At 51.6% G+C, this 23043-nt stretch carries 17 protein-coding genes; 12 read left to right on the top strand and 5 right to left on the bottom strand.

Features of this window, described 5'->3' with window-relative positions; genetic code table 11:
- Positions 1–116 precede the first annotated feature (116 nt).
- The 5 genes from C5O22_RS11785 (at position 117) to C5O22_RS11765 (ending at position 5451) form a co-directional block, all read left to right on the top strand.
- Positions 117–287, top strand: a complete 171-nt coding sequence (locus C5O22_RS11785) for a DUF362 domain-containing protein (RefSeq protein ID WP_132782058.1) — start codon at positions 117–119, stop codon at positions 285–287.
- A gap of 78 nt (positions 288–365) precedes the next feature.
- Positions 366–1316: a LysM peptidoglycan-binding domain-containing M23 family metallopeptidase gene (locus C5O22_RS11780; protein WP_132782056.1), complete on the top strand. Its 951-nt coding sequence runs from the start codon at positions 366–368 to the stop codon at positions 1314–1316.
- Positions 1313–2287, top strand: coding sequence for a hypothetical protein (locus C5O22_RS11775; RefSeq protein WP_132782055.1), 975 nt, complete (start codon positions 1313–1315; stop codon positions 2285–2287). The genes C5O22_RS11780 and C5O22_RS11775 overlap by 4 nt, the downstream gene beginning before the upstream one ends.
- 196 nt (positions 2288–2483) lie before the next feature.
- Positions 2484–5039: a penicillin-binding protein 1A gene (locus C5O22_RS11770; protein WP_132782053.1), complete on the top strand. Its 2556-nt coding sequence runs from the start codon at positions 2484–2486 to the stop codon at positions 5037–5039.
- Between the two features lie 13 nt (positions 5040–5052).
- On the top strand, positions 5053–5451 hold the full coding sequence (locus tag C5O22_RS11765; RefSeq protein ID WP_132782052.1) for a ParB N-terminal domain-containing protein: 399 nt from the start codon (positions 5053–5055) through the stop codon (positions 5449–5451).
- 147 nt (positions 5452–5598) lie between these two features.
- Here the strand turns inward: C5O22_RS11765 and fusA are convergent, their stop codons facing one another.
- The 5 genes from fusA to lon form a co-directional block, all read right to left on the bottom strand.
- A complete protein-coding gene (gene fusA, locus C5O22_RS11760) occupies positions 5599–7629 on the bottom strand; it encodes an elongation factor G (RefSeq protein ID WP_132782050.1) in 2031 nt (676 codons plus the stop codon).
- Between the two features lie 185 nt (positions 7630–7814).
- Positions 7815–8576, bottom strand: a complete 762-nt coding sequence (locus C5O22_RS11755; protein WP_132782049.1) for a DUF6320 domain-containing protein — start codon at positions 8574–8576, stop codon at positions 7815–7817.
- Entirely contained in the window at positions 8573–9877 is a 1305-nt protein-coding gene (locus C5O22_RS11750; protein ID WP_132782047.1) for a condensation domain-containing protein, read from the bottom strand. Before C5O22_RS11750 ends, C5O22_RS11755 begins: the two co-directional genes overlap by 4 nt.
- 6 nt (positions 9878–9883) lie before the next feature.
- On the bottom strand, positions 9884–11488 hold the full coding sequence (locus C5O22_RS11745) for a methyl-accepting chemotaxis protein (protein WP_132782046.1): 1605 nt from the start codon (positions 11486–11488) through the stop codon (positions 9884–9886).
- A 310-nt stretch (positions 11489–11798) separates the two neighbouring features.
- Positions 11799–14468: an endopeptidase La gene (gene lon, locus C5O22_RS11740; protein ID WP_132782044.1), complete on the bottom strand. Its 2670-nt coding sequence runs from the start codon at positions 14466–14468 to the stop codon at positions 11799–11801.
- A 253-nt stretch (positions 14469–14721) separates the two neighbouring features.
- On the opposite strand from lon, the gene argA reads away from it, so the two are divergent.
- The 7 genes from argA (at position 14722) to C5O22_RS11705 (ending at position 22788) form a co-directional block, all read left to right on the top strand.
- Positions 14722–16059 carry an amino-acid N-acetyltransferase gene (argA, locus tag C5O22_RS11735; protein ID WP_132782043.1) on the top strand — a complete coding sequence of 446 codons (1338 nt, stop codon included), beginning with the start codon at positions 14722–14724 and terminating at the stop codon, positions 16057–16059.
- Positions 16060–16169: 110 nt separating this feature from the next.
- The gene (gene recO, locus C5O22_RS11730) at positions 16170–16925 is read left to right on the top strand and encodes a DNA repair protein RecO (protein ID WP_132782041.1); all 756 of its coding nucleotides are present in this window, start codon (positions 16170–16172) and stop codon (positions 16923–16925) included.
- Positions 16926–16958: 33 nt separating this feature from the next.
- Entirely contained in the window at positions 16959–18269 is a 1311-nt protein-coding gene (locus C5O22_RS11725) for a thymidine phosphorylase (RefSeq protein WP_132782040.1), read from the top strand.
- Positions 18266–20419 (top strand): single-stranded-DNA-specific exonuclease RecJ, encoded by a 2154-nt coding sequence (recJ, locus tag C5O22_RS11720; RefSeq protein ID WP_132782038.1) that lies wholly within the window; start codon positions 18266–18268, stop codon positions 20417–20419. Before C5O22_RS11725 ends, recJ begins: the two co-directional genes overlap by 4 nt.
- Positions 20397–21398 (top strand): M23 family metallopeptidase, encoded by a 1002-nt coding sequence (locus tag C5O22_RS11715; RefSeq protein ID WP_165910517.1) that lies wholly within the window; start codon positions 20397–20399, stop codon positions 21396–21398. The genes recJ and C5O22_RS11715 overlap by 23 nt, the downstream gene beginning before the upstream one ends.
- A 20-nt stretch (positions 21399–21418) precedes the next feature.
- Entirely contained in the window at positions 21419–21622 is a 204-nt protein-coding gene (rpsU, locus tag C5O22_RS11710; RefSeq protein WP_132782034.1) for a 30S ribosomal protein S21, read from the top strand.
- A gap of 218 nt (positions 21623–21840) precedes the next feature.
- A complete protein-coding gene (locus tag C5O22_RS11705) occupies positions 21841–22788 on the top strand; it encodes a phosphodiester glycosidase family protein (RefSeq protein WP_132782032.1) in 948 nt (315 codons plus the stop codon).
- Positions 22789–23043: the final 255 nt, after the last annotated feature.

The raw sequence follows: 23043 nt of genomic DNA, 5'->3' as shown, positions 1-23043 counted from the left end.
TTTTATTTTGAGGCATTACGGCACCGAGACCATGAAAAAAAGCTCATGCCTATATGGCTTGCCCTTATATCTATAAATATGGTATTATTTAGTATCCTATTGTGAGCGAGGTACCTATGGCTTACAAAATTACCGACGCCTGCGTTAATTGCGGCGCCTGCGAGGGAGAATGCCCTGTGGAGGCCATCTCCGAAAAAGATGGGGCTCGCTGGATAGATCCTGCTAAGTGCCAGGACTGTGGCGCCTGCGCCGGGGTATGTCCCACCGAAGCCATTATTGCTGGCTGAGGTTGTCTCATTTCACCATGAAAGGCTGTCTCCCATTAACAAACGGAGGCGGCCTTTTTTATTGTACCCAGGCATACCATGAAATTACACTGGTTACGGGCACTCTTCCTAGTGGGGGGGAGCCTATTTCCTCCTATTGCTTTTACTCAGTATCCTCAAATAGAACAGCTTAATGGAAAGGATATCCTATTTCTTCAATTACAGGAGGATATCCAAAAGAATCGAGAACGGCTTGCGAGAATCAACATATCCCCCGAGAGGGTGGAACAGGATAGTATTAAAACCTTAATAGAAGAACTTCTGGTATGTAAATATACCGTACGAGAAGGAGATGACCTCTTCAGTATTGGGGCCCGGTGTAATCTTCCCTACGAAACCATAGCGACCTTAAACCGTCTCCGTCATCCATCGGAACTTAAAAAAGGAATGACCATCTTGATCCCTTCTCTCCCCGGAATCTTCATTCCTCAAAAGCCAGAAACAGACCTGGAATATCTTCTTCAGCAGGCCCACAGAAAAGAAACCTCCTATTCTATTAGTCTTTCTCCTAAAGGAATTGCCGTATCCTATGACGTGTATCCAGGAGCTTCCCTGTCTCCTACCGAACGGGCCTTTTTTCTTAATGTGGCATTCAGGCTCCCCCTTCGTCGTTACACCCTTACCAGTAGCTATGGCATACGAAAAGATCCCTTTACTGGCACAATACAACGACACGAAGGAATCGATCTGGCAGCCCCCGAAGGAACCGAGGTGTTTCCTACCCGTCCTGGGAGGGTAATTGAAACGGGCTACAATGCGGTCTATGGCAACTACATAAAAATTGAACATGAAGGAGGCTGGACCAGTGTGTATGGGCATTTAAAAACCATTTTAGTAGACTTGCATAAAGATGTATTCTCCTCTACAGTAATCGGGACGGTAGGAACAACCGGACAATCCACAGGGCCCCATCTCCATTTTGAGATACGACAGAATGGGAAAACCCGGGACCCCGCATCAATGGTACCATTACAGGGAAAGGGACGATGAACAGGAAATCGCCGCTGGTATGTTTTATTCTCCTCACCACGTTACTCCCTGCAGAGGGTTTCCGTACTATCCTGAAAGGGAATCTGGACATTTCCACCGCTTCCGTTGAAAGTAAATCTATAACCCTCTCATATACCGATGCGGTGCTTATTACTATCGATAGCCGGGACCGATTCCTTAAAGGAATTGAATTTGAGATTAGGATGCCTCAAATCTATACAAAATACAGAGATAGTATCGGGTTTGCCTGTTACACCACAGTACCACGGACACTAAAACCGGGGATAGTAGATATAGAAGCAGAACGGGTGTATTTTGAGGTGCTCCCCGGGAAGATCCAGTCGGTATATCAAATTCCGCTTCGGGAAAACCATGGGCTCCGTTCATCACCCTATGTGAAGGTGCTTACGCCGATCCTTTCGAGTAAGCAGTTCCCCTTGCTCATCCGTTTTATGCCCCTTATCAAGGGGCTTTCCGAAGAAATCGAGCGATTAGAATTTACCCTTTCCGCAAAGCCAATCCTGGCGGACGAAGGGGTTCTGCGCCTCCACATCAAAACCCCTGAACACTTAAAGGACAAGCCCTATTCGGTTTTTCTGGACGAAGTTTTGTGGACCACTTCTGGCACAGAACGGCTGCTCAAAACAGGGACCCATTTTATCACTATCGTGTCCGATTATTTCAGAACAGAAAGCCGTTCTTTTATCATCGAACGGGCCAAAATACTTGATCTTGTGGTAGAGTTAGAAGATATCGTCCCCCTGGTTACCATTCAGGCCCCTGCACCGGTGGAAGTTCTTTTCGACAATCAACCCATAGCAGAAAGGGGAATGCCATTCCAGACTACCGTGGGAGAACATGAACTCCTTTTCCGCATCGGAGAATACACCCTTACCAAGGTGCTCCAGGTGCAAAAAGGCAAACAGTATACAATCAATTTTTCTATTGATGTTCAAATAAAAGAAGAATAGAGAAAATACTGGTACTCCTCTAAAGTAGTCTCGCTTTTCTCCGATGATAATACTGTCGGATCTATAGTTCCCCTCCCAAACCACTATACTCCGACGTGCCTTGTGGGCAGAGGCTGTTCTGGAAATGCAGGACAGCCTCTTTTTTTATCCCGTCCCTTGCTTGACAAAAACGACGTGCTTCCGTAGGCTCTAGTTCATGACGTCCACATCGAAAAAATCCAGCCCCTCTTCCCGGTGGTTCAAAGTTCTACTGGTACTTATCATCGGGAGTGCTATCTTTTTAGGTCTTGGCATGGGGCTCTTTCTGGCAGAAACCATCAACGTAAAGAATATAGAAAATTTCACAGAATTCACTCCGGCCCTTCCTACAAAGGTGCTTGATATCAACGGGAATCTTATAACCGAATTTTCTGCAGAAGAAAAACGGGAAATCATCAGCCTTCAGGATGTGCCGCCCCACCTCATCCAGGCGGTCCTGGCCCGGGAAGACCCCGATTTTTACCATCACCATGGGTTCAGCATTAAAGCTATTATGCGGGCCCTCGTGGGTCAAATTATCGGGAAAAATCTTGGCGGAGGCTCTACCATTACCCAGCAGCTTGCAGGAACCCTGTATGCGGACCGTTCGGAACGAACGATCATGCGAAAACTACGGGAACTCTGGTGGGCCCTGCAATTAGAACGGCGGTATACAAAAAACGAGATTCTCGAGCTTTACCTCAACAAGATGTACATGGGAGCCGGTACCTATGGCGTTGAAGCGGCCAGCAAATTCTATTTTGGCCACAGCGTTCGGGACATTACCCTGGCAGAAGCGGCGATCCTGGTTATTCAGCTTTCTAGTCCTGCCCGCTATAACCCCCTGGATAATCCCAACATAGCCCGGGACCGACAAAAAGCGGTTTTGGATAAAATGGTATCCCTGGGGTACGTAACAAAAGAGGAAGCGGAGCGATCCTTTAATGAATACTGGGATAACTATGACTATACCCGTGTTTCAACCTCCGCGTATTTTTCCCGCTCCGATAAAGCTCCCTGGTTCAGTGAATATGTACGGCGTCAGCTTGAACAAATGTTGTATGGCAGTATGGACATTTACAAGGACGGTTTTGTGGTCCATACCACGCTGGATCTTAACTTTCAGGCCGTAGCGGATCGACAGATGGCCCTAGGGCTCGCAAATGCAAACGAGGAGTTTAAAAAAACCCAGAGCACCCGTCTTACAACAGCAGAAAATCTGTACATTCCCATTGTTCAGCTCTTATCTCTCGCCTTTGGAATTGATGAGATAAACAGCGCAGGGGAAGCTCAAGTAGAGAATCGCGTCATGGGTCGATATAGTGAGCGCGTAAACCCCGTAATAGATGTGCTTGCCCTGATGTTCAATGTCCAGGAACTTAAGCCCCTTACCAATACAGCCTATGCGCAACTTAAGGCAATGGCGGAAAAAAATACCGTCGAAGGTGCTCTTATCACCATAGAAAACGAGACAGGATACATCAAAGCCCTTGTAGGTGGATCCAAGTATGACCAATCCAACCAGCTAATTCGAGCAGTTCAGGCAAAGGTGATGCCAGGAAGTTCTTTCAAACCCCTCTATTACTCCGCGGCTATCGATACCCGAAAGATTACTCCTGCGACTTTGATATATGACGCTCCTATCGTTTTTTATAACGAAGATGGCACCCCCTATCTTCCGCAGAACTATAAAGGAAACTGGTATGGCCCGGTCCTTGTATGGCGGGCCCTGGCCCTTTCTTTAAATGTGCCTTCCCTGAAGATCCTTGATACGATTGGATTCGATGCAGCCATTGATCGGGCAGCCCTCTTGCTTGGCATTACGGACCCCAAAGAAAAGGCCCGGGTCTTCCCCCGGGTGTATCCCCTCGGACTGGGTATTATCGGCGTTTCCCCCCTACAGATGGCCCGGGCCTTTGCGGTATTCGCCAATCAGGGGCGAGAAGTTACCCCTATTGCGATTCGGGCCGTGGAAGACCGTAACGGTAAAGTAATTTTAGACCCCGAAAAAGAACTGCGGCTCCAACAAAAGCGTCGGGGCAGCGCCACCCAGCTTATCAGTCCGCAGAATGCGTATATCATGACGAGTCTATTACGAAAAACCGTGGAATCAGGAACCCTTTCTTATAGAACTGCCCGGGGAACAAAGTTCACCTATACCGATAGCAGCGGGAAGCGCTATACCATTCCTGTGGCAGCTAAGACAGGAACCACCCAGAACTGGGCCGATGTATGGGTTGTCGGTTATAGTCCCTATTACAGTACCGCCGTGTGGTTTGGCTTTGACAAGCCAGGGAATTCCCTCGGTGTCACCCAAACGGGAGAAAGTATTGCGGGTCCCGTGTGGGTGGAGTACATGCGGGCTATCCACGAAGGGCTCCCCATGAAAGAATTTGTCCGTCCTTCTACCGGCATAGTTGAAGTTACCGTCTGTACTCGTTCTGGTCTTTTACCAACCTCTAACTGTACCGATGGGCTGGTAACGCTTCCCTTCTTAGAAGGAACTCAGCCAACCCAGTACTGCGATCTCCATGAAAACCTGACCTCTCAACGTCAGTGGGGCCTTGAAACATTACGGGAGGATACCATACATCTTGAGAATTCGGGGATTCTCGACCAATTACGAATGCCCGAGCTCAACCTTGATCTTTTACCGCCTACTCCTTCAAACTCCTCAGAAAATTCGGAGAATTCAGGGGAGTCCACCCCTGCAGACGGGAATATAAGTCCATAAAGAGGAGAACCCTATGCAGGTCCCAATCGATGCAATTATTGTAAAGAAACGGGTACGAAAAGACCTGGGAGATCTTTCGAGCCTTATGGACAGTATGCGCCGTTACGGCTTACTCCACCCTATATTGATCAATAAAAAGAACGTGCTCATCGCGGGGCATCGACGACTGGAAGCGGCGAAGCAACTGGGATGGCGTACCATTAACGCCCTTATTGTGGATGCCCAGGATGAGCTTACCAAGCTGGAACTGGAACTGGAAGAAAACATCAATCGCAAAGCCTTTACCGAAGAAGAGCTCGATAAGGGTCTGGAACGGCTGAGAAAGCTCCGCAACCCGGGGATTTTTCGGCGAATCTGGAACGCCATTGTTAACTTTTTTAAACGGCTTTTTAATCACGGGGATATATACTGAAAAGGGCCTCTGTGCTGTAACCCCTGTGGGGATCCCGTATCCAGAGGGCCCTTTTCAGGATTTCCTGGTTTATCATGGGGAGAAACCTATCGCCTGCACCTACTACAACGTTACCCCCTCTCCTGTTTCCTATCCTCCCGCACTCGACTAGCGGGATGACTTCTTTTCAAAATGCGAAAATTCCATAGAAAAGGTAGCCCGCCCCTGACTCACGGAACGGAGGGCCGTCATGAAACCAAACATGCTCGCCATCGGGGCCTCGGCCTTTACCTGGTCCACCGTGGCTTTGGAATCCATGCTCTGCACAATACCGCCCCGCTGAACCACCAGGCTAATCACGTCACCCACATACTCCTTCGGAGAAATAAGGGTTACCGACATGATAGGCTCGAGCAAAATGGGATCGGCCTTTCGGGCAGCCTCGTCAAAGGCCATACTGGCACAGGCTTCGAAAGCAAACTCTGTTCCCGTGAGTTCCGAATACTCAATATCCAGGAGGGTCACCCCCACATCGATACAGGGGTAGCCCAGGACAATCCCCGAATTAAAGGAAGCCTGAATTCCCCGTTCAATGGCATCAAAGATTTCTTCTGGGGCGAGGGTCTTCTTAGCCTGGCAGGTATATCGATTGCCACTACCCCGGGGAAGCGGCTCAAGACGGATCGTAAGGGTGGCCGCATTTTCCTTTCCTGCCAGCATGCGGCTAAACTGTTGGGTATGTTCCACTACCTTAGAGATGGACTCCCGGTAGGTTACCTGGGGGTTACCGACCTTTGCCCCCACATTGTATTCTTTTAAAATCCGGGTAACGAGCACATCCAGGTGCAGTTCTCCCATACCCGAAATGATAAGCTGCCCCGTTTCTTCATTCTCTTTAATAAGAAAGGTAGGATCCTCCCGGGAAAGGATTTCCAGAACCTCCCGCAATTTTTCCTGTTCCGACACACTCTTGGGTTCGATGGCCACCGAAATAACCGGTTCGGGGAAATGCATTTTTTCTAGCACCACCGGGTACCCCTCGCTGCCAATGGTATCTCCCGTTTGGGCCAGTTTCATCCCCACAATGACGCCGATATCCCCCGCCTTAAGTTCATCCATGGGCTCCGATTTGTTGGAATGCATCCGGAGGATACGATTTGCCCGTTCTCGTTTTTTCTTTCCCACATTAAAAACCACCGCCCCCGGTTTAATGGAACCTGAATACATACGGACATAGCAGAGGCTCCCCGCTTCTCGATCATATTGAATTTTAAACACCAGCCCCAGGGGTACCCCTTTGGGATCACAGGGTATCTGGATTTCCTCTTCCTTTTTAAGATGAAAACCAACCGCCGGTTCTACCTCATCCGGGGCGGGGAGGTAATCGACCACCGCATCGATGAGGGGCTGTACCCCCATGTTACGGCGAGAAGCGCCACACAAAATAGGAACCAGCGTCCGATTCAGCACCTGTTTCCTCAGTTCCCTTTTTATCAAATCCTGGGGGATTTCTTCCCCCGCCAGGTATCGTTCGGTAATTTCATCGGAATGGCTGGCAAGCACATCGATCAGGTGCTCCCGATACCGAAGGGCCTCGGCCATCCGTTCCTCTGCCACGGGGCTGTAGTACATCTTTTCCCCATCGGTGGAGGGATCCCAGCGAATTTCCTGCAAAGCTATGAGATCGATAACGCCCTCAAAAGAAGACTCTTTTCCTATAGGAAGCTGGATAGGTACGGGGGTGGCACCCAGTTTTGTCTTTATATCTTCCAAAACCTGAAAAAAATCGGCCCCCAGTCGATCCATTTTGTTAATATAGCCAATCCGGGGCACCCGATAGCGATCCGCCTGATGCCACACCGTTTCCGTCTGGGGTTCCACCCCACCGACGGCGCAAAAAATCGCGATGGCCCCATCCAGGACCCGGAGCGACCGCTCTACCTCCGCAGTAAAGTCCACATGGCCGGGGGTATCGATAATATTGATTTGATGGTTCCGCCAGTAGGTTGTGGTAGCCGCGCTCTGGATGGTTATTCCCCGTTCTTGCTCCTGTTCCATCCAGTCCATGATGGCTTCCCCATCATCTACTTCTCCTATTCGATGACTTTTACCCGTATAGTAGAGAATGCGTTCGGTGGTGGTTGTTTTTCCTGCATCGATATGAGCCATGATACCAATATTTCGCATGGTGCTGAGCATGTGGCAACTCCGATTCGTAATTTTCTCACCGGTAATAACTGTGATAACCGGCGCCATTGTATCGTAAGCAGGGAACCGTGGCAAGAGAAACTAAAGGAGGGTAAAAACCAGAGGTCCGCGAGGTTAGGAGCACCTTTGATAAGAGGCCCCTAACCCGGAGACTCTGTCACAGAAGGGCTCAGCGCCTACAATCGGAAAAGTTTACGCAACGAGGCCTGATGCATAATACGATAGTGAAGATAAAAGAGAATACCCGCCATAGGAACACAGGAAAGGGCCACCACCACAGACCAGCTAAACAGGAGCCTTCCCTGGAAGTTCAGAGAAAGGATGCCCTCTAATCCTACACAGAAGAGAGTAGCCCCAAGCAGCAGCACCGCAAAAACATTCAGGCCTTTGCGTTTCATAATTCCTATGAAAAGCCCCGTAAGCACCAGAGAAAGCTCGGTAAGTATCGTTATAGGGAATCCAAAGGGAAGGAACCAGGTAATCTTCCCGTCCAGGACATCAAAAATAAACACGAGGAGTGGCAACGAAGGGACAAGGATGGCCACCACTATCCAGGGATGACGGTATAACAAGAGGGGAATATTCACCATAAGCCAGAAGGCAATAATTCCAAAAAGGGCATACAGGGACCAGCCAATACGATGGGATGTGAAAAGATCCACCAAAAGGGTTACCACCACCGCAATGCCACTAAACACTGAGAGGAGTTCCACCACAATAAAGCGTTTTTCTCCCCGGGAAAGATTCTTCATCTCTCCATAGGGATCGGAGTTCCCTGTAGCCGAAACTTCTCTTCCAGAAACAATAGGGGGCTGTTCGGGAAGCTTTTCTCCCTCCTGTACACTTCCCCCTTCAATAGTGGGTTTCCCACAAAGGGGGCACTGCAGATCCGTAGCACGAACAAAGACCCCACAGGCAGGGCAATACCGCAGATTCATTCGTTTCCTCCATATCGTTCCATCAGCACCGTAACCGGCAAGGAGCAGGAGGCAAGACGCCGAAAAAAGAGCCGCTCGAATTCAACCTCCCCGACGGTGCTTCCAATAATGATATACAGGGTTTCTTTAAAACTACAGACCCCAATGTTGGCCCCCGTTTTGTGGGCCCGACTGGTAAGAAAACTAAAACGCTCTATTTCCGCATCAAAGGGAGGAGGTACTTCTATCGACCCAATGTTAGAAAGGGAGCCCGAATAGGATCCCACCCCGATGAGGGCATTGATAAGCTTCAACACCAGTAATTTGATAGGCAAGACCACAAGTCTATTAAAGGGATTCCGCTCTCCTCCCACGTTTCGTTTAATCTGACGGACCAGTTCTTTTTCTTCAAGCCCTAGTTGCATCTGATGGTGTACCCGCTTAAGGATTTCCTCAAAGGACCAAAAGCCCAGGCGAAGATCAATATAGGGAGCCACAAAAAGGAAGAAATTCCGCAATGTTCGGGAAGGGTATATTTTTCGCAGGTTTACCGGCACCTGTACGGAAATGATTTTTTTACTTTTCCGCTGTTTCTTAGCAGGAAGAGCAGTGTACAGGTCTTGAAGAGTTGCTATATGGACCGCCACAAGGAATTCCGTAATACTCACCTTCTTTCCCCTGCAATAGGAAAGCAGTGGCTCGAGGGGAATCGTGCCTATGGTTTCCCGGTAGCCGAAACGCATCCGCCAACCGGGAATCACAAAGGCCGGGGGCAGGGTTTCTGGCACCGGCGGCCCTGGCCGAAAGTATCGATTATAAGAATCTTCGTACTCGGCGGGGTCCACCGCTTCCTCCGGTTGGGGGATGCCAGCCAGTATCTGGGGGTCTAGTTCCCGCCCTATCCCCAATTGACGGCAGTATTCCACCACCAGGGCCTTAAGGAAGGTGATAGCCCCGGTGCCATCCGTAATGGCATGATGGAATTCGCAGGCGATACGCCGCCCCCGTACATAGATGCGTAAGAGTCCTTTTCGAGAAATAGATCCCATAGAGAGGCCCGGCGCAGGGGGTAAGCGTTCCACCGGCGGTGGTTTGTCTAAGGGTTCAAGATACTGCCAGAATACCCCCCGCCGGAGCCGGACAAAAAGATAGGGGAATCGGGGGAAAAGTCGCTCCACCGCCATCTCCAGGGCAGGCAGCACCACCGGATGACGCAGTTCCACATAGAACTGATAAATAAAAGGCCCCCTTCGCCCGGCAATGGCGGCCATAAAAATGGCACTGTTATCAAGGGGGAAAAAAAGTTCTTGCCGCTCCCTCATAGCCAATTACGAACCGGCAACCTGACCATGCAATTCTTTTGCATGATGGAAACTTGCCTCGCTCACCGAAGCAACCTCCTGGACCGCCTTCAAGATGGCCCCATCCTTTTCCATCACAAGGCGGGCATTATCCCGGAGGGATGCCAGGGCGGTGTACATGTTCCCCTGGAGCTTTTCTAGAGCCTTCTGGGCTTCGCTGATTTCTGCCCCACCGCTCTTTACCTGGCCCGATAGAGTATTAAGGGTAGCCAGGGCTTCGAGAATTTGTCTTCCCCCTTCGGCGAGTTCCGCTGTGGCGGTCCGAATCTCATCAAAGGCGGTGATAACGCCGGTAATTTCTTTTCGAATTTCCTGAAAGGCACTGCGGGTCCCCTGGCTTTCCTCGGCAGCCCGGGTTATCACATCGATAACTTCCTGGAGTTGTCGCCCTATTTCCTTGGCATTTTTTCCTGCCGTATCGGCAAGCTTGCGGATTTCCTCGGCCACCACCGCAAACCCCCGGCCCGCCTCTCCCGCATGGGCCGCCTCGATGGCCGCGTTCATAGATAGGAGGTTCGTGGAACCCGCAATAGCATTGATAACCCCCACCATTTTCTGGATAGCCCCGATACTTCCTTCTATACGACCAATGTGGGAAAGGAGGCCATCGAGGCGCTGCATTCCCTCGTCGGCGGTACCGTCAAGCTGGGCAAGGGAAGCCCGTCGCCGGTTGGCCGATTCGGCCACATTACGGATAGAGGCGACCATTTCGTTAATCGAAGCAGAGGATTCTATCTGGGCTGCGGACTGTTCTTCTATATTGCGATTTAAATCTTCTATTCGCTTACCAATGGTAGTAGCCGCCTGATTCGTCGTATCTGCGGCGTTTTCCAGATCCCGGATCCGGGCTTCGATAGAAATCACCGCCCCCGTAGATTCCGAAAGCAGATCCCGAATCCGCTGGAGATGATTCGAAAGCTGTCCCAGGGACTCGAGATTCTTTGCTATTCCTTCAACAATGGTACCATACTTTTCAATCTGCTGCTGATCCCGCTCACTCGCATCCCGCAGGGCCTTATTCAATTCATTCTGTATTTTGGTAGAAGAAAATAACAGGTACGAAAGAAAGAAATGAAGTACTAAACTTACCACAAGATTAATCACAATAGCAGAAATAGGAAGCCCCGCCGGTAAAAGAAAAGCAAACGCAAAAAGCACAAGGGAAATTGTCGCCTGAATCAGAGAAATTCCTACAGCAAGACGCATATCGTTGCTGAATAAAACTATAAAGGCCAACACCACCGCATTGAAAGCCACATTACGATACAAAAGGGTTGCTTCCCGACTACTTACCACGAGGGACATGATCAGTAACATCACCGTCGTAGCAATAATAGCCAAAAAGGCAGCCCGCTTATAGTTTCCTCGATATAGAATAATAAAGGCAATACCGTTTATCACCACTAAGGAAAGCTCAAAGATTGAATTAACAAGATCCCCCGTAACAAAATCAAGAACACTCACTACCGGCAGAATAATAAGAACAAGCAACAAAATCGCCCGTAATCGCAGAGCCTTTTGTGCTACTTCTGGTCCGGCATCTTTATAGAGGTCCACAAAACCCGCCATCATATCCTCCAGGGTATAAGTATGCCCATTTTTTGACGATTCGCAAGGGGGCGCTTCCGCCGGGGCCACCACTGAAGGTACCGGCCCTCCTCGGTGGAAAGGGCTGGTACACTTTTCTGTGCCCCTTTGAGGATTGGTACCATGATACTTCCACACCTTTTTTAGAAGGTCGCTTTTCTTTTAGTTCTGGGATAGGCCTGAGGCCCCGGCGGGGCCCTCAACGGGCCTCGATGGAGATTCTCTGACGTTCCAGGTACGGGGCTTCTTGCTACGGGTCTTCCGCGAGAAGACCCGTAGCACGGTACCACATCGCTTAATCAGGCAGAACCAGGGCAAGGACCTCTTCAAAACGTTCCACGGGGTGGAATTCAATCCCCTTCTTTACATGCTCTGGAATCTCGTCAAGGTCCCGCAGGTTTTTCTTCGGGATGATGATATGCTTTGCCCGGTTCCTCTGGGCCGCGATGGTCTTCTCTTTGAGTCCTCCGATCGGAAGCACCTGGCCCGTAAGGCTCAATTCCCCCGTCATGGCATAGCGATCCGCAATGACCCGACCGGTTACGAGGGACACCAGGGCCGTGGCCATGGTAATACCCGCCGAAGGCCCATCCTTTGGCGTGGCCCCCTCAGGAATATGCAGATGGATGTGATGTTTTTCAAACCACTCCTGGCCAATGCCGTATTTTTCTGCCACCAACTTACGGGTGTAGGTGTACGCGATGGTAGCGGACTCTTTCATCACCTCTCCCATTTTACCGGTAAGGGTAATCCCCTCTTTCCCGGGGATAGCTACCGCTTCGATGATAAGGGTGTCCCCACCCAGGCTTGTCCAGGCAAGGCCTACGGCCATTCCCGGCCGATCTGCCCGTTTTATCTCTTCCTCTGCGAAGATGGGTTTACCCAGATATTTTTCCACCGCGGGCTTATCGATGACAAAGCGGGGAAGTCCATTTCTGGCGAGGTTATTCCCTTTTCCTTTTCCCCGAGGCGCAGAAGAGGCTTCCACCGGCTTCGCCGCTTGATCGGCTTTTTCTTGACCCGGTACCGTTTCCTGCCCCGCCGCAAGCTGTACGGGGGAGGTTTCCCGGGCGCCCTCTTCCTTTGCCGAGGAAACCCGCGCCGAGACGGTTCCCTCCTGACTCGTATCGGGCACTGCCCTGGCCTCGCCGGCAGGTTTCCCCGAAGAGGAGACCCCTTCCTTAGCCGAGGCTTCGGCGCTGGCCCCTGCAGGGGGAGTGGATGCCCCATCGACTGTTTGTTGCTCCTCTTCCAGAGCATCCACCACCTGTTTTGCCAGTTTCCGATGAATCTTATCCAGGTTCTTTTCGAAATTACGGACCCCCGCTTCCCGGGCATAGCCATTAGCAATAAACAGCAGAGCATCCCGGGTATAGCGTACCTGGGTCTTTTTAAGCCCATTCCGTTCAAGGCTCCGCGGAATAAGGTACTGCCGGGCGATTTCCAGTTTTTCCACATCAATATAGCCCGGCAATTGAATCACCTCCATCCGGTCTAAGAGCGGAAGGGGAATCGTATCCAGGGTGTTGGCGGTAACAATAAAGAACACATGGGATACATCAAAGGGCAAGTCCAGGTAATGGTCCCGGAAACTGTAGTTTTGTTCCGGGTCCAGTACCTCAAGGAGCGCGCTGGAAGGGTCCCCTTGAAAACTGGAACCCATTTTATCGATCTCGTCTATCATAAACACCGGGTCCTTGGTCTTTACGATTTTAAGCCCCTGGATGATCTTCCCCGGCATGGCACCCACATAGGTCCGACGATGCCCCTTAATTTCCGCCTCATCCCGCATGCCCCCCACCGAAAAGCGGAAGAACTGCTTATTCAGGGCCCGGGCAATAGAACGGCCCACACTGGTTTTCCCCACCCCCGGGGGACCCACAAGGCACAGGATAGAACCCTTGGTGTCCTTCCGGAGTTTTCGCACTGCCAGATACTCTACGATACGATCCTTCACGTCCTTAAGCCCATAGTGGTCCTCCTCCAGAATTTCCCGGGCCCGGTGAAGATCAAACTGTTCGGGTTCGGGATCTTTCCAGGGAAGGTTCACGATGGTATCCAGGTAATTGCGGGTTACGATAAACTCACTGGAGTTGGGATCCATGAGGCTGAATTTTTCTAATTCCTGTTCTACGGCCTCTTTGATTTCCCCTTCAAAATGGAGCTCTTCGATCTTTTCTTTAAAGCGCTGGTACTCGCTGCTCTTCGCATCGGTGGTCATCCCCAGCTCTTGTTTAATCGCCTTGAGCTCTTCCCGCAAAAAATATTCCCGCTGGCTTTTTTCAATCTTTTCGTTGATTTCTTTCTGGATCTTCTTCTGGATTTTTAACAGTTCCTGCTCCTTTTTAATAAAGACCAGGACCTGTTCCATCCGCTTGCGCACATTAAGGATTTCCAGGATCCGCTGCTGTTCGGTCTTATCGATATTAAGGATGCTGGCAATGAAGTCGGCGATCTTCCCGGGATGATCAATGTTGATCATATTCAGGCGCATCTCTTCCGAAAAGAGGGGGTTGTTTTCGGAGATCTGCTTCATCTCGCTGATCAGGGCCCGGGTAAGGGCCTTTACTTCGCTGGTGTCATCCTCTTCATCTTCCAGATATTCCACCGCCGCCACGATGGGGTTTGCCGGATTCAGGGCCTTTTTTATCCGGAAGCGCTTCAGGGTAGAAATGAAGATATTCACCCCCCCATCGGGAAGGTTAATCTTCTTTACGATTTTGGCCACGGTTCCTACCTTATACAGGTCATCGATGGTGGGATTCTCGGTTTCATTCATCAACATCACGAGCCCAATGAGCCCGTCTCCCGAGAGGGCCTCTTCCACCACCTTTACGTCGGTGGGATTCCCAATCATGATGGGAGTAAAAATACCGGGAAATATGGGGCGCCCCATGAGGGCTACCAGGTACAATTTGTTGGGTAATATTTGTTCAATAGGAACGATGCCTTGTTGATCTGACATAGTGCAACCTCTGGCTAAAATATCGCAAATATGGGGCAAAAAAGCAAATAGAAAGACCAAAAGCACAAAAATTCCCGGTGTAAGGTTCTAAAAAGCTCCCAGGCAAAAGGGTACGCGGCTACCCTTATGTTCTGGGGCAGAACCGTATGGCGACAAAGGAGAGGAAAGACCATTTTCACCGGTGGCCCCTTTCCGAAAAAAAAGGAGAAGACTATAATCAGTAAAACCATACCACCACACAAGGGGCAGGGGCATGCAACAAACGAGTCAGGTAGAACTCATCCGGGAAGCCTTTTTTTACCAGAGCCGCTTCCACGGAAGGACGATGGTGTTTAAAGTTGATTATCCCCTTACCGAAGCCCCATCCTTTCCTTCCCTGATGAACGACCTGGCCTTGCTTGCCCAAACGGGCATCCGGGTTGTGATTGTACCGGGGGCCAAAGAATGGATTGATGCGGTCCTCACGGAATACGAAATTCCCTGGTCATATGAGGGGACCGTCCGGCTGACTTCAGGCCAGGCCATTCCCTTTGTAAAAATGGCGGCCTTTGAAGTGGCGACCCGCTTTATGACGGCCCTTTCGGCGAGCCGTATCGACTCGGTGATCGGTAATTTTGTGCGCGCCCGTGGCTTAGGCGTGGTAAATGGAGTCGATTATGGGCATTCGGGGGTGGTAGAAAAAATTCTGGTAGAACCCCTGTCACGGGTACTCCAGATGGGGATGGTTCCCATTATTCCCTGTATCGGCTGGAGTATTGCGGGGAAGCCCTACAATCTTCCCAGTGATGAAATAGCCCTGGAAGTATGCCGGGCCCTGGGGGCGGTAAAATTCTTTATCCTTTCAGCCCATGGACCTCTCATGACATCCCACTACCAGGTGCCGGCGAACCTTTCCTGCGATGCCTCGGGCCGTATTGGACGCCTTACCCTTCAGGAAGCCCAGGCCATCCTGGATATGAACAGCCCCCAAAAGGACCGCCCCCTGGAAGAACTCCAGTTGGCCCTGCGGGCAGGCCGGGCGGGGGTGGAGCGGGTACACCTGGTAGACGGCCGGGAAGAAGGGGCGGTACTCCGGGAACTTTTTTCCAATCTGGGGGCAGGGACCATGATCTACGCCGATGAATATGAGTCGATCCGGCCCCTTTTGGCTGACGATATCCCCCAGATCCTGCGGCTCATGGAACCCCTTATGGAACAGGGGATACTCCTCCGCCGCAGCGCCGACGATATTCACGAAAAGATAAAGGATTACGTGGTATTTGACATCGATGGGTCCGTACACGCCTGTGGAGCCCTCCACGATTGGGGGGAAGGACAGGGAGAAATTGCCGCCCTGGCCACAGATCCCCTCTACGGGGAACTCAACATGGGGCGCCGTATCGTGGGCTATCTCATAGAAAGGGCCCGCAAGCAGGGCATGAAGCGGGTTTTTGTGCTCACCACCCGGACCCACGATTGGTTTGAGTACCTGGGGTTCAAGGAAATTTCCGTAGAAGAGCTTCCCGAGCGGAAACGCCGCCTCTACGATTACAAACGAAAGAGTAAGGTGTTTGCTCTGGACCTTAGCTCCCTTCCCCAGGGTTCGTCATAAGATGGGCGGTTCTATTTTGAACAGTTCTCATAGGAGGAAGAAAAGCCCCGTGCGCCCCCGGAAAACTTCGGGCCTAAAAGAAAAACCAGCTCCCCTCAGAGTAGTACCGTATGGCACGCAATAAAACCTACCAGGCCATCGTTCTGACGGTAAAAAACTCAGGCGAATCGAATCGGGAGGCGGTCTTCCTTACCCGGGAAGAGGGGCTCCTGCGGGCGACCCTTTTTGGCGGCCCCAAAAGCAAGCTACGTTCCCACGTGAGTTCCTTTAATAGGGGTACGCTGTGGGTATACCACGATCCGGTGCGGGATAGCCGCAAGGTAACCGATTTTGACGTAGAAACCTGGCGCCCCGGCATTCGGGAAGACTATGGGAGAATTCTGGCGGCCAGCTTTCTTGTCGAATTGGTGCTCCAGGGACATGGCGGCGGCGCCAATCCAGAAGAGGTATATCTTCTTTTAGATGAAAGCCTGGAAATCCTGGCGGAGGCCCAGCGGGACCAACGGCGACACCTGGTGCTTTGTTTCATATGGCAGTATCTGGACATTCTGGGGATTTTTCCCGATTTTTCCCATTGTGGTTCCTGCGCTTGCCCCATCGGTCATCTTGATATACTATGGTATCTCCCGGACCAGAATCTCCTGGTGTGTTCCACCTGCCGGGAAAGGGCGGCTCCCTCAGCTGGACTGGCAGCGGTCCCCCTGTACCCGGGATTCCGGCGCTGGTTCAGGGAGGTACACAAGCAGCATGGCCCGCAGGCCCTCCGGTACACCCTTGAGGATGAGGTGCTTGCCAGGGCTATACAGGTAGGAGAGGGACTATACACTGCCTTCAGTGGTAAAAGGATACAATGGCATGAGGAATAACAAAAAGCGGACCTACCCAGAAGGAGGGCTATCATGCGAGCGGTAGATATCATCATGAATAAACGAAATGGCAAAGAGCTTTCCCGGGATGAATTAGAGTTTCTTATCAGAGGATATGTGGAGGGCCGTATCCCGGATTACCAGGTTTCTGCCTGGGCAATGGCGGTGTACTTCCAGGGGATGACTCCCCGGGAAACGGGCGCTCTTACGGAGATAATGCTTCATTCCGGAAAAACCATCGACCTTTCGGGGATAGAAGGCCCCTTTGTGGATAAACACTCCACCGGGGGAGTGGGGGATAAAACAAGCCTTATCCTGGCACCCCTCGTCGCCTCCCTGGGAATCAAGGATCCCATGATGTCTGGCCGGGCCCTGGGGCACACGGGAGGAACCCTGGACAAACTGGAAGCCATCCCCGGCTATCGAACAAACCTTTCGGTGGAAGAATTCCGGCGCATCCTTGCAACCACCGGCTTTGCCATGACCGGCCAGACCAGCGAGATCGTCCCGGCGGATCGGCTCCTGTACGCCCTACGGGATGTGACCGCCACGGTGGAATCGATTCCGCTCATTACCGCGAGTATTCTTTCCAAAAAGGTGGCCGAAGGAGCAGAAGCCCTGGTATTCGACGTTAAATTCGGGTCTGGTGCCTTCATGAAGGATTTTTCCCAGGCGGAACAACTGGCCCGGTCCCTGGTAGAAACGGGCAAGGCCATGGGGAAACCCATTATTGCCCTGCTTACGGACATGAATGAACCCCTGGGGACCATGGTAGGAAACTTTTTAGAGGTCGAAGAAAGCCTTGATTGTCTTGAAGGAAAGGGTCCAGCGGATCTCATGGAGGTTACCCTGGAACTTGCCGCCCGGATGGTACTGCTGGCGGGAAAGGCCCCCGATGCAAGCACTGCCCGCCAACTCTGTGAAAAAGCCCTGGCAAGCGGCAAACCCCGGGAACTCTTTCTTAAAAATGTGGAAGCCCAGGGCGGCAAGCCGGAAGAACTCCTCCGCTTACGGGGGACCTATCGCTCTCCCCATTGGAAAGAAGTCCGGGCACCCCGGAGTGGATATATCACCCACATCGATGCTTACGACATAGGCCGAGCAGGGGTGCTCCTGGGCGTAGGGAGAAACACCACCAGCGATCCGGTCAGTCCCACAGCGGGGATCCAATTCCATCATCGGCGGGGAGACAAAGTCCAGAACGGAGAACTAGTCATGACTGTGTGGGGTAAGGATCAGGGAAGCCTTGAGGAGGCGCTTCCCCTTCTGGAGGGAGCCCTGCATATAGAGGACGCCCTCCCCGCACCACGTAATCTTGTGGCAAAGGAAATTTGCGCCTCATGAAATGGGAAAAGAAAGAAATACCCCCGGAACTCGTAAAGAGCCTTGCCCAACGGTATGGTTGCGATACCCTTACCGCGGCCATCCTTGCCCGACGGGGCATTTTACGGGGAGAAGAAATTCAATTCTACCTTGAATCGGATCTACGCTATCTCCACAATCCTTTCCTCTTCCCCGGCATGGAAGACGCGGTGGATCGGATCCTGTCGGCGGGGGAAGAACAAGAAAAGGTCCTGGTTTTTGGGGATCGAGATGTAGATGGCATCACCAGTACGGCCCTCCTGGTTCGTCAATTACAACGTATGGGGCTTACCGTAGAATGGCGGGTTCCTCTGGGGAACGATGCCTACGGTCTTTCAAGACAAACGGTTCAAGAATGGGCAAAACAGGGGGGAACCCTCATCATCACCGTAGATTGTGGGATTTCGAACCATGAAGAAATTGCCCTGGCCCAGGAATTAGGCATCGACGTCATTGTGGTAGATCATCATAACCCTCAAGAAGAACTGCCCCCTGCCCTGGCTATCATAAATCCAAAACTTAAAGACACCCCCTATCCCTTCCGGGACCTGGCAGGTTGTGGGGTGACCTACAAACTCGTGTGGGCCCTCCGCTTTGCCCGGAAAAGCAGTCTCTACGGGCAAAACCTCTGCTTATTAACCACCCGCCCCACCAACGATGCCTTTGAAGTGGAGGTTGCCATCCTTCGAAACCTGGTCGTGGTCCGGCGACTTACCGAAACAATCATCCCCGGTATGGTAACCATAGAACAGACCCGCATTCTGCCCCTCATTCAAGACACGCCTATTCTTGTCTGGGATAGGCCGCTCCATGTTCGCAATTTCCATAAAATGTTCGGGTCCGGTATAGAGCCCTACTTTCAAGATATACGAGAAGAAATTGGCCGGGAATTTCCCCAGGTGGCGGGGAAGAGTCTTCTCAGATTAAAGGAACTTTCCCGTATCGCCCGCTATAGCGAAGGGAACCCTACCGAATTAGATACGTTTATCAACCTTTTCGTAACCTATATTCAGAAAAAAGAAAACCTTTACACGGAGGAAGACCAGGAAGATCTCCAACTCGTTGCCCTGGGCACCATCGCGGACATGATGCCCTTACAGAACGAAAACCGCATCATCGTAAAGAATGGGGTCAGCGCCATGGAAAAGAAGGCCCGGCCGGGGATCTCGGACCTTTTCTTTAAGCTCGGCCTCAGCGGACGACCTATTATCGCCAGTGATCTTTCCTGGCAGGTGTGTCCCGCCATCAACGCCAGCGGAAGGATGGGCCGGCCCGATCTGGCGGTGGAACTCCTGTTAGAAGAAAAACTTTCCCGCCGGGAGGAGCTCGTCCAGGCGGTTCTCCAGATGAACGAGGATCGCCGAAAACTGGGGAATGACATCTGGGCGGTAGTAGAACCGATGGCTGCGGCAAGCTTAGAACAATTTGGGGGAAAGCTCGTCGTTGCCTTTGGCCCCGAAATCCACCGGGGAGTAACGGGCATCATGGCCGCCCGGATGGTACAGCGCTTTAAAGTCCCCGCCATCGCTGTGGCCTTTACCAGCGAAACTACCCTTTCGGGCTCCCTCCGCTCTACCCGGGGATACGATGTCCGTTCTTTGCTGGAACAATGCGCAGACCTTTTTACCGACTGGGGAGGCCATGATTATGCGGCAGGTTTTACCATGGACCATGAGAAGTGGCCCCTCTTTCTGGATCGACTTAAAATAGTCAGCGCCTGCATGGAACTCGAAGAGGCCCGGGATGAAGAAATCCTCCATATCGATGCGGAACTACCCCATGGCTATCTTACTCCCGAGCTCCTCAAGGTAGTAGATACCTTTGAACCCTATGGAGAGGCAAACGACCACCTCTTTTTCCTTGCCCGGGGCTTACCGATTATCGATATACTTTTGATGGGGAAAAACGGAGCCCCCCACGTAAAACTGACGGTGGATGCGGGAGCCTACAAGTGGCCCGCCGTATACTGGCAGGCCGCAGAAAAGGTAAAAACCGAGTTTGACCTCCACGACCGGGTGGACCTGGTATTTCGGTTACAGCGTAATTGGTTCAATGGGACTGAAACGCCGCAGCTTATCATCACCGACCTTAAACGATCGGAAGTTGCTCATGAAAAAAAACAGGTTTCATAAGATTTTAGCATTGCTCGCCTGTATCGTTACGGGTCCCTATCTGGGGGCCCAGGAACCTACCGCTTTCTTCGTGTATCCCGAAAAGCCCCGGATAGGAGACGCCTTTCAAGTAGTGTTCCTCTTACCCAACCAAACAGAAGCCGCCGGTTCCTTTAGCGACTATCAGGTCGAGCTTTTGTCGCCGAAGGGGAAAAGGATCCTTTCTAGTCCCTTTTTCATCTTTGATACCTATCAAAATGAAACAGAAACCGGCACTATTGCCATGGCCCTGCTTACCACCGGTCCAGCCTACGAGGGAGCTACCATCCTTATCCGGATTCTTAAAGGAGAACAGCCCTTACAAGAAGGAAGCATCTCTCTGGAACCGGTCCAATTCGTTTCCATGGAAATAGCCCTGGATAGCACAAACACCGACCTATTAACCAAACCGGATCCCCGTAAAGAAGCGGAAAGCCGGGAACTCTGGCAGGTCCTTACCACGCCGACACCCCTTCTCCACAGTCAGGAACCCTGGGTGGAACCGGTGGCAAGCAAACGTCGTACCGCCTTCTTTGGAGATCAACGGGTGTACCGGTACAGTAATGGTAAGCAGAGCACCAGTATTCACTACGGTCTTGACTATGGCGTTCCCCGGGGGACACCGGTGCGCGCCTGTGCACGGGGGCGGGTTGCCCTGGCCCGATATCGCCTGGTAACGGGGAACACGGTTATTCTGGAACATGCCCCGGGGGTGTATTCGCTGTACTACCACATGGATACTATTTCGGTAGCGGTAGGAGAAATAGTTGAGCAGGGGGCCCTCATAGGCACCAGTGGTTCTACTGGCCTTTCCACGGGGCCCCATCTCCACTGGGAAATTCGCATCCAGGGGGAAAGCGCAAACCCCGATAGTCTTATCACAAATCCTCTGCTTGACAAAGATGCTATTCTCAGTAGAATATCGACCTATCGTGCGAAGGCACGTAATTCTGACCGGTAAGCGGAAAGGAGGTGAGAAGAGTGGCCCACATTGTCGTTGATGAAAACGAGATGCTGGAAAAGGCGATCAAACGCTTTAAGCGGATGGTCGAGAAAGAAGGCATCATCCGGGAATTTAAGAAGCGGGAATACTACGAAAAGCCTTCTACCATCCTGAACCGCAAGAAAAAGGCAATCCAGCGCAAGCTGATGAAGAAGAACCGCAAGGGGAAAGCCGAATACTAAATCCCCAGAGGAATTTCTCAGGAAGTGGAGAAATTCCCTATCTATCTAAAAAGGGAAGGGGCTCATCCAACGTATGCACGGCTCAATTGCTGGAGGATGCCCCGAAAGGATGGTAAGAGATTACCACCCAAAAGTCGTAGATTGGTATAGAATGATGAGGCCCGGAAAGGGCCTTATTTTTTTACCAAGTTCCTTTTCCTTAAAAAGAGAGACCTGCCATGGGATGCGATGTTTCAGGCCCCCTAAGGGTATACCTTAAAAAAACAGCAAGAAAGGCCTGGTTCCTGGTTGTCTTTTTCTGGACCGCCTGCACGAGTTTCTCGGCATATCTCCCCGGTCCTGAAGAACCTTCTGTACCACACCCCTACCCCATTACTTTTCAGGCAGACACCATTCAGGACTTGGAAGAAGCCCCATTCATTCCCCTCGTTCCCGGTATAGCCTATACCAGTTTTGCTATCCACAATCCCCCCCTGGAAAGCTGGGCGGTGATGGTGGACCTTTCTCATCCTCAGCTAAAAATAATCGTGGGGCCACCGGCAGAACGCCCCGGTGTGGGACGGTCCATCACGGTCCGGCACTTTGCAGAGAAAACTAACAGTCTGGTTGCAATTAATACCGCCCCTTTTGGACCCGTCTCCGATAGGGAAGGAGAAATCCGGGAGCACATCGGGCTTGGTATTCACAAGTATGAACTCCTTTCTCCTCCCCATCCCCGATATAGTGCTCTTGTCATAACCCAGGAAAAAACCGCGGCTATCATAGAACAAGAGGTCCTGATAAAAGATCCCCAGCTTCTTCAAGAAATTCCCTACGGAATTGGGGGCTTTTTCACCATTCTAAAGGATGGGGAGATTCTTCCCTATCGAGCCATCCGCAATCCCCGTTCTGCCATTGGAGTGCTCCCTGATAAGAAGCATATCATTCTCCTGGTGATCGATGGACGACGACGATCGAGTGTAGGGGCTACGGCCCAGGAAACGGCGGAAATTCTCCGTCGGTTAGGAGCCCGGGATGGCCTGTTACTCGATGGAGGTGGGTCTACCACCCTGGCAGTAAAGCGGCCCGGCGAAGCGGCGGAGGTCCTGAACATCCCAATACATGACAACATCCCTGGGAAAGAACGGGCCGTCGGCCTCTGTCTGGGGATACGGTACACAGAATAGAAGGGAGACCTACCCCGTAATCCCGTATTGTGCTCATTCGCAGGTATGTACGGATCGTTAGAACCATGCAAGGGGGCACTGAAACAGCACGTGCCCCTGTGACGGTCCATTCCTTAATTTATTCGCGTTCATTCACGGATCGTTAGATCTATACAGCGGAGTCATTGCAATAGTACGCCGCCCTGTGACAGTCTATTTTTCAATTTATTAGCGTTTATTCGCGTTCATTCGTGGATCGTTAGTCCATACAGCGGA

Origin of the sequence: Treponema sp. J25 (assembly GCF_004343725.1) — a bacterium.
In the GTDB taxonomy this organism is placed as follows: domain Bacteria; phylum Spirochaetota; class Spirochaetia; order Treponematales; family Breznakiellaceae; genus J25.
This window is presented reverse-complemented; position numbering and strand designations above follow the sequence as displayed.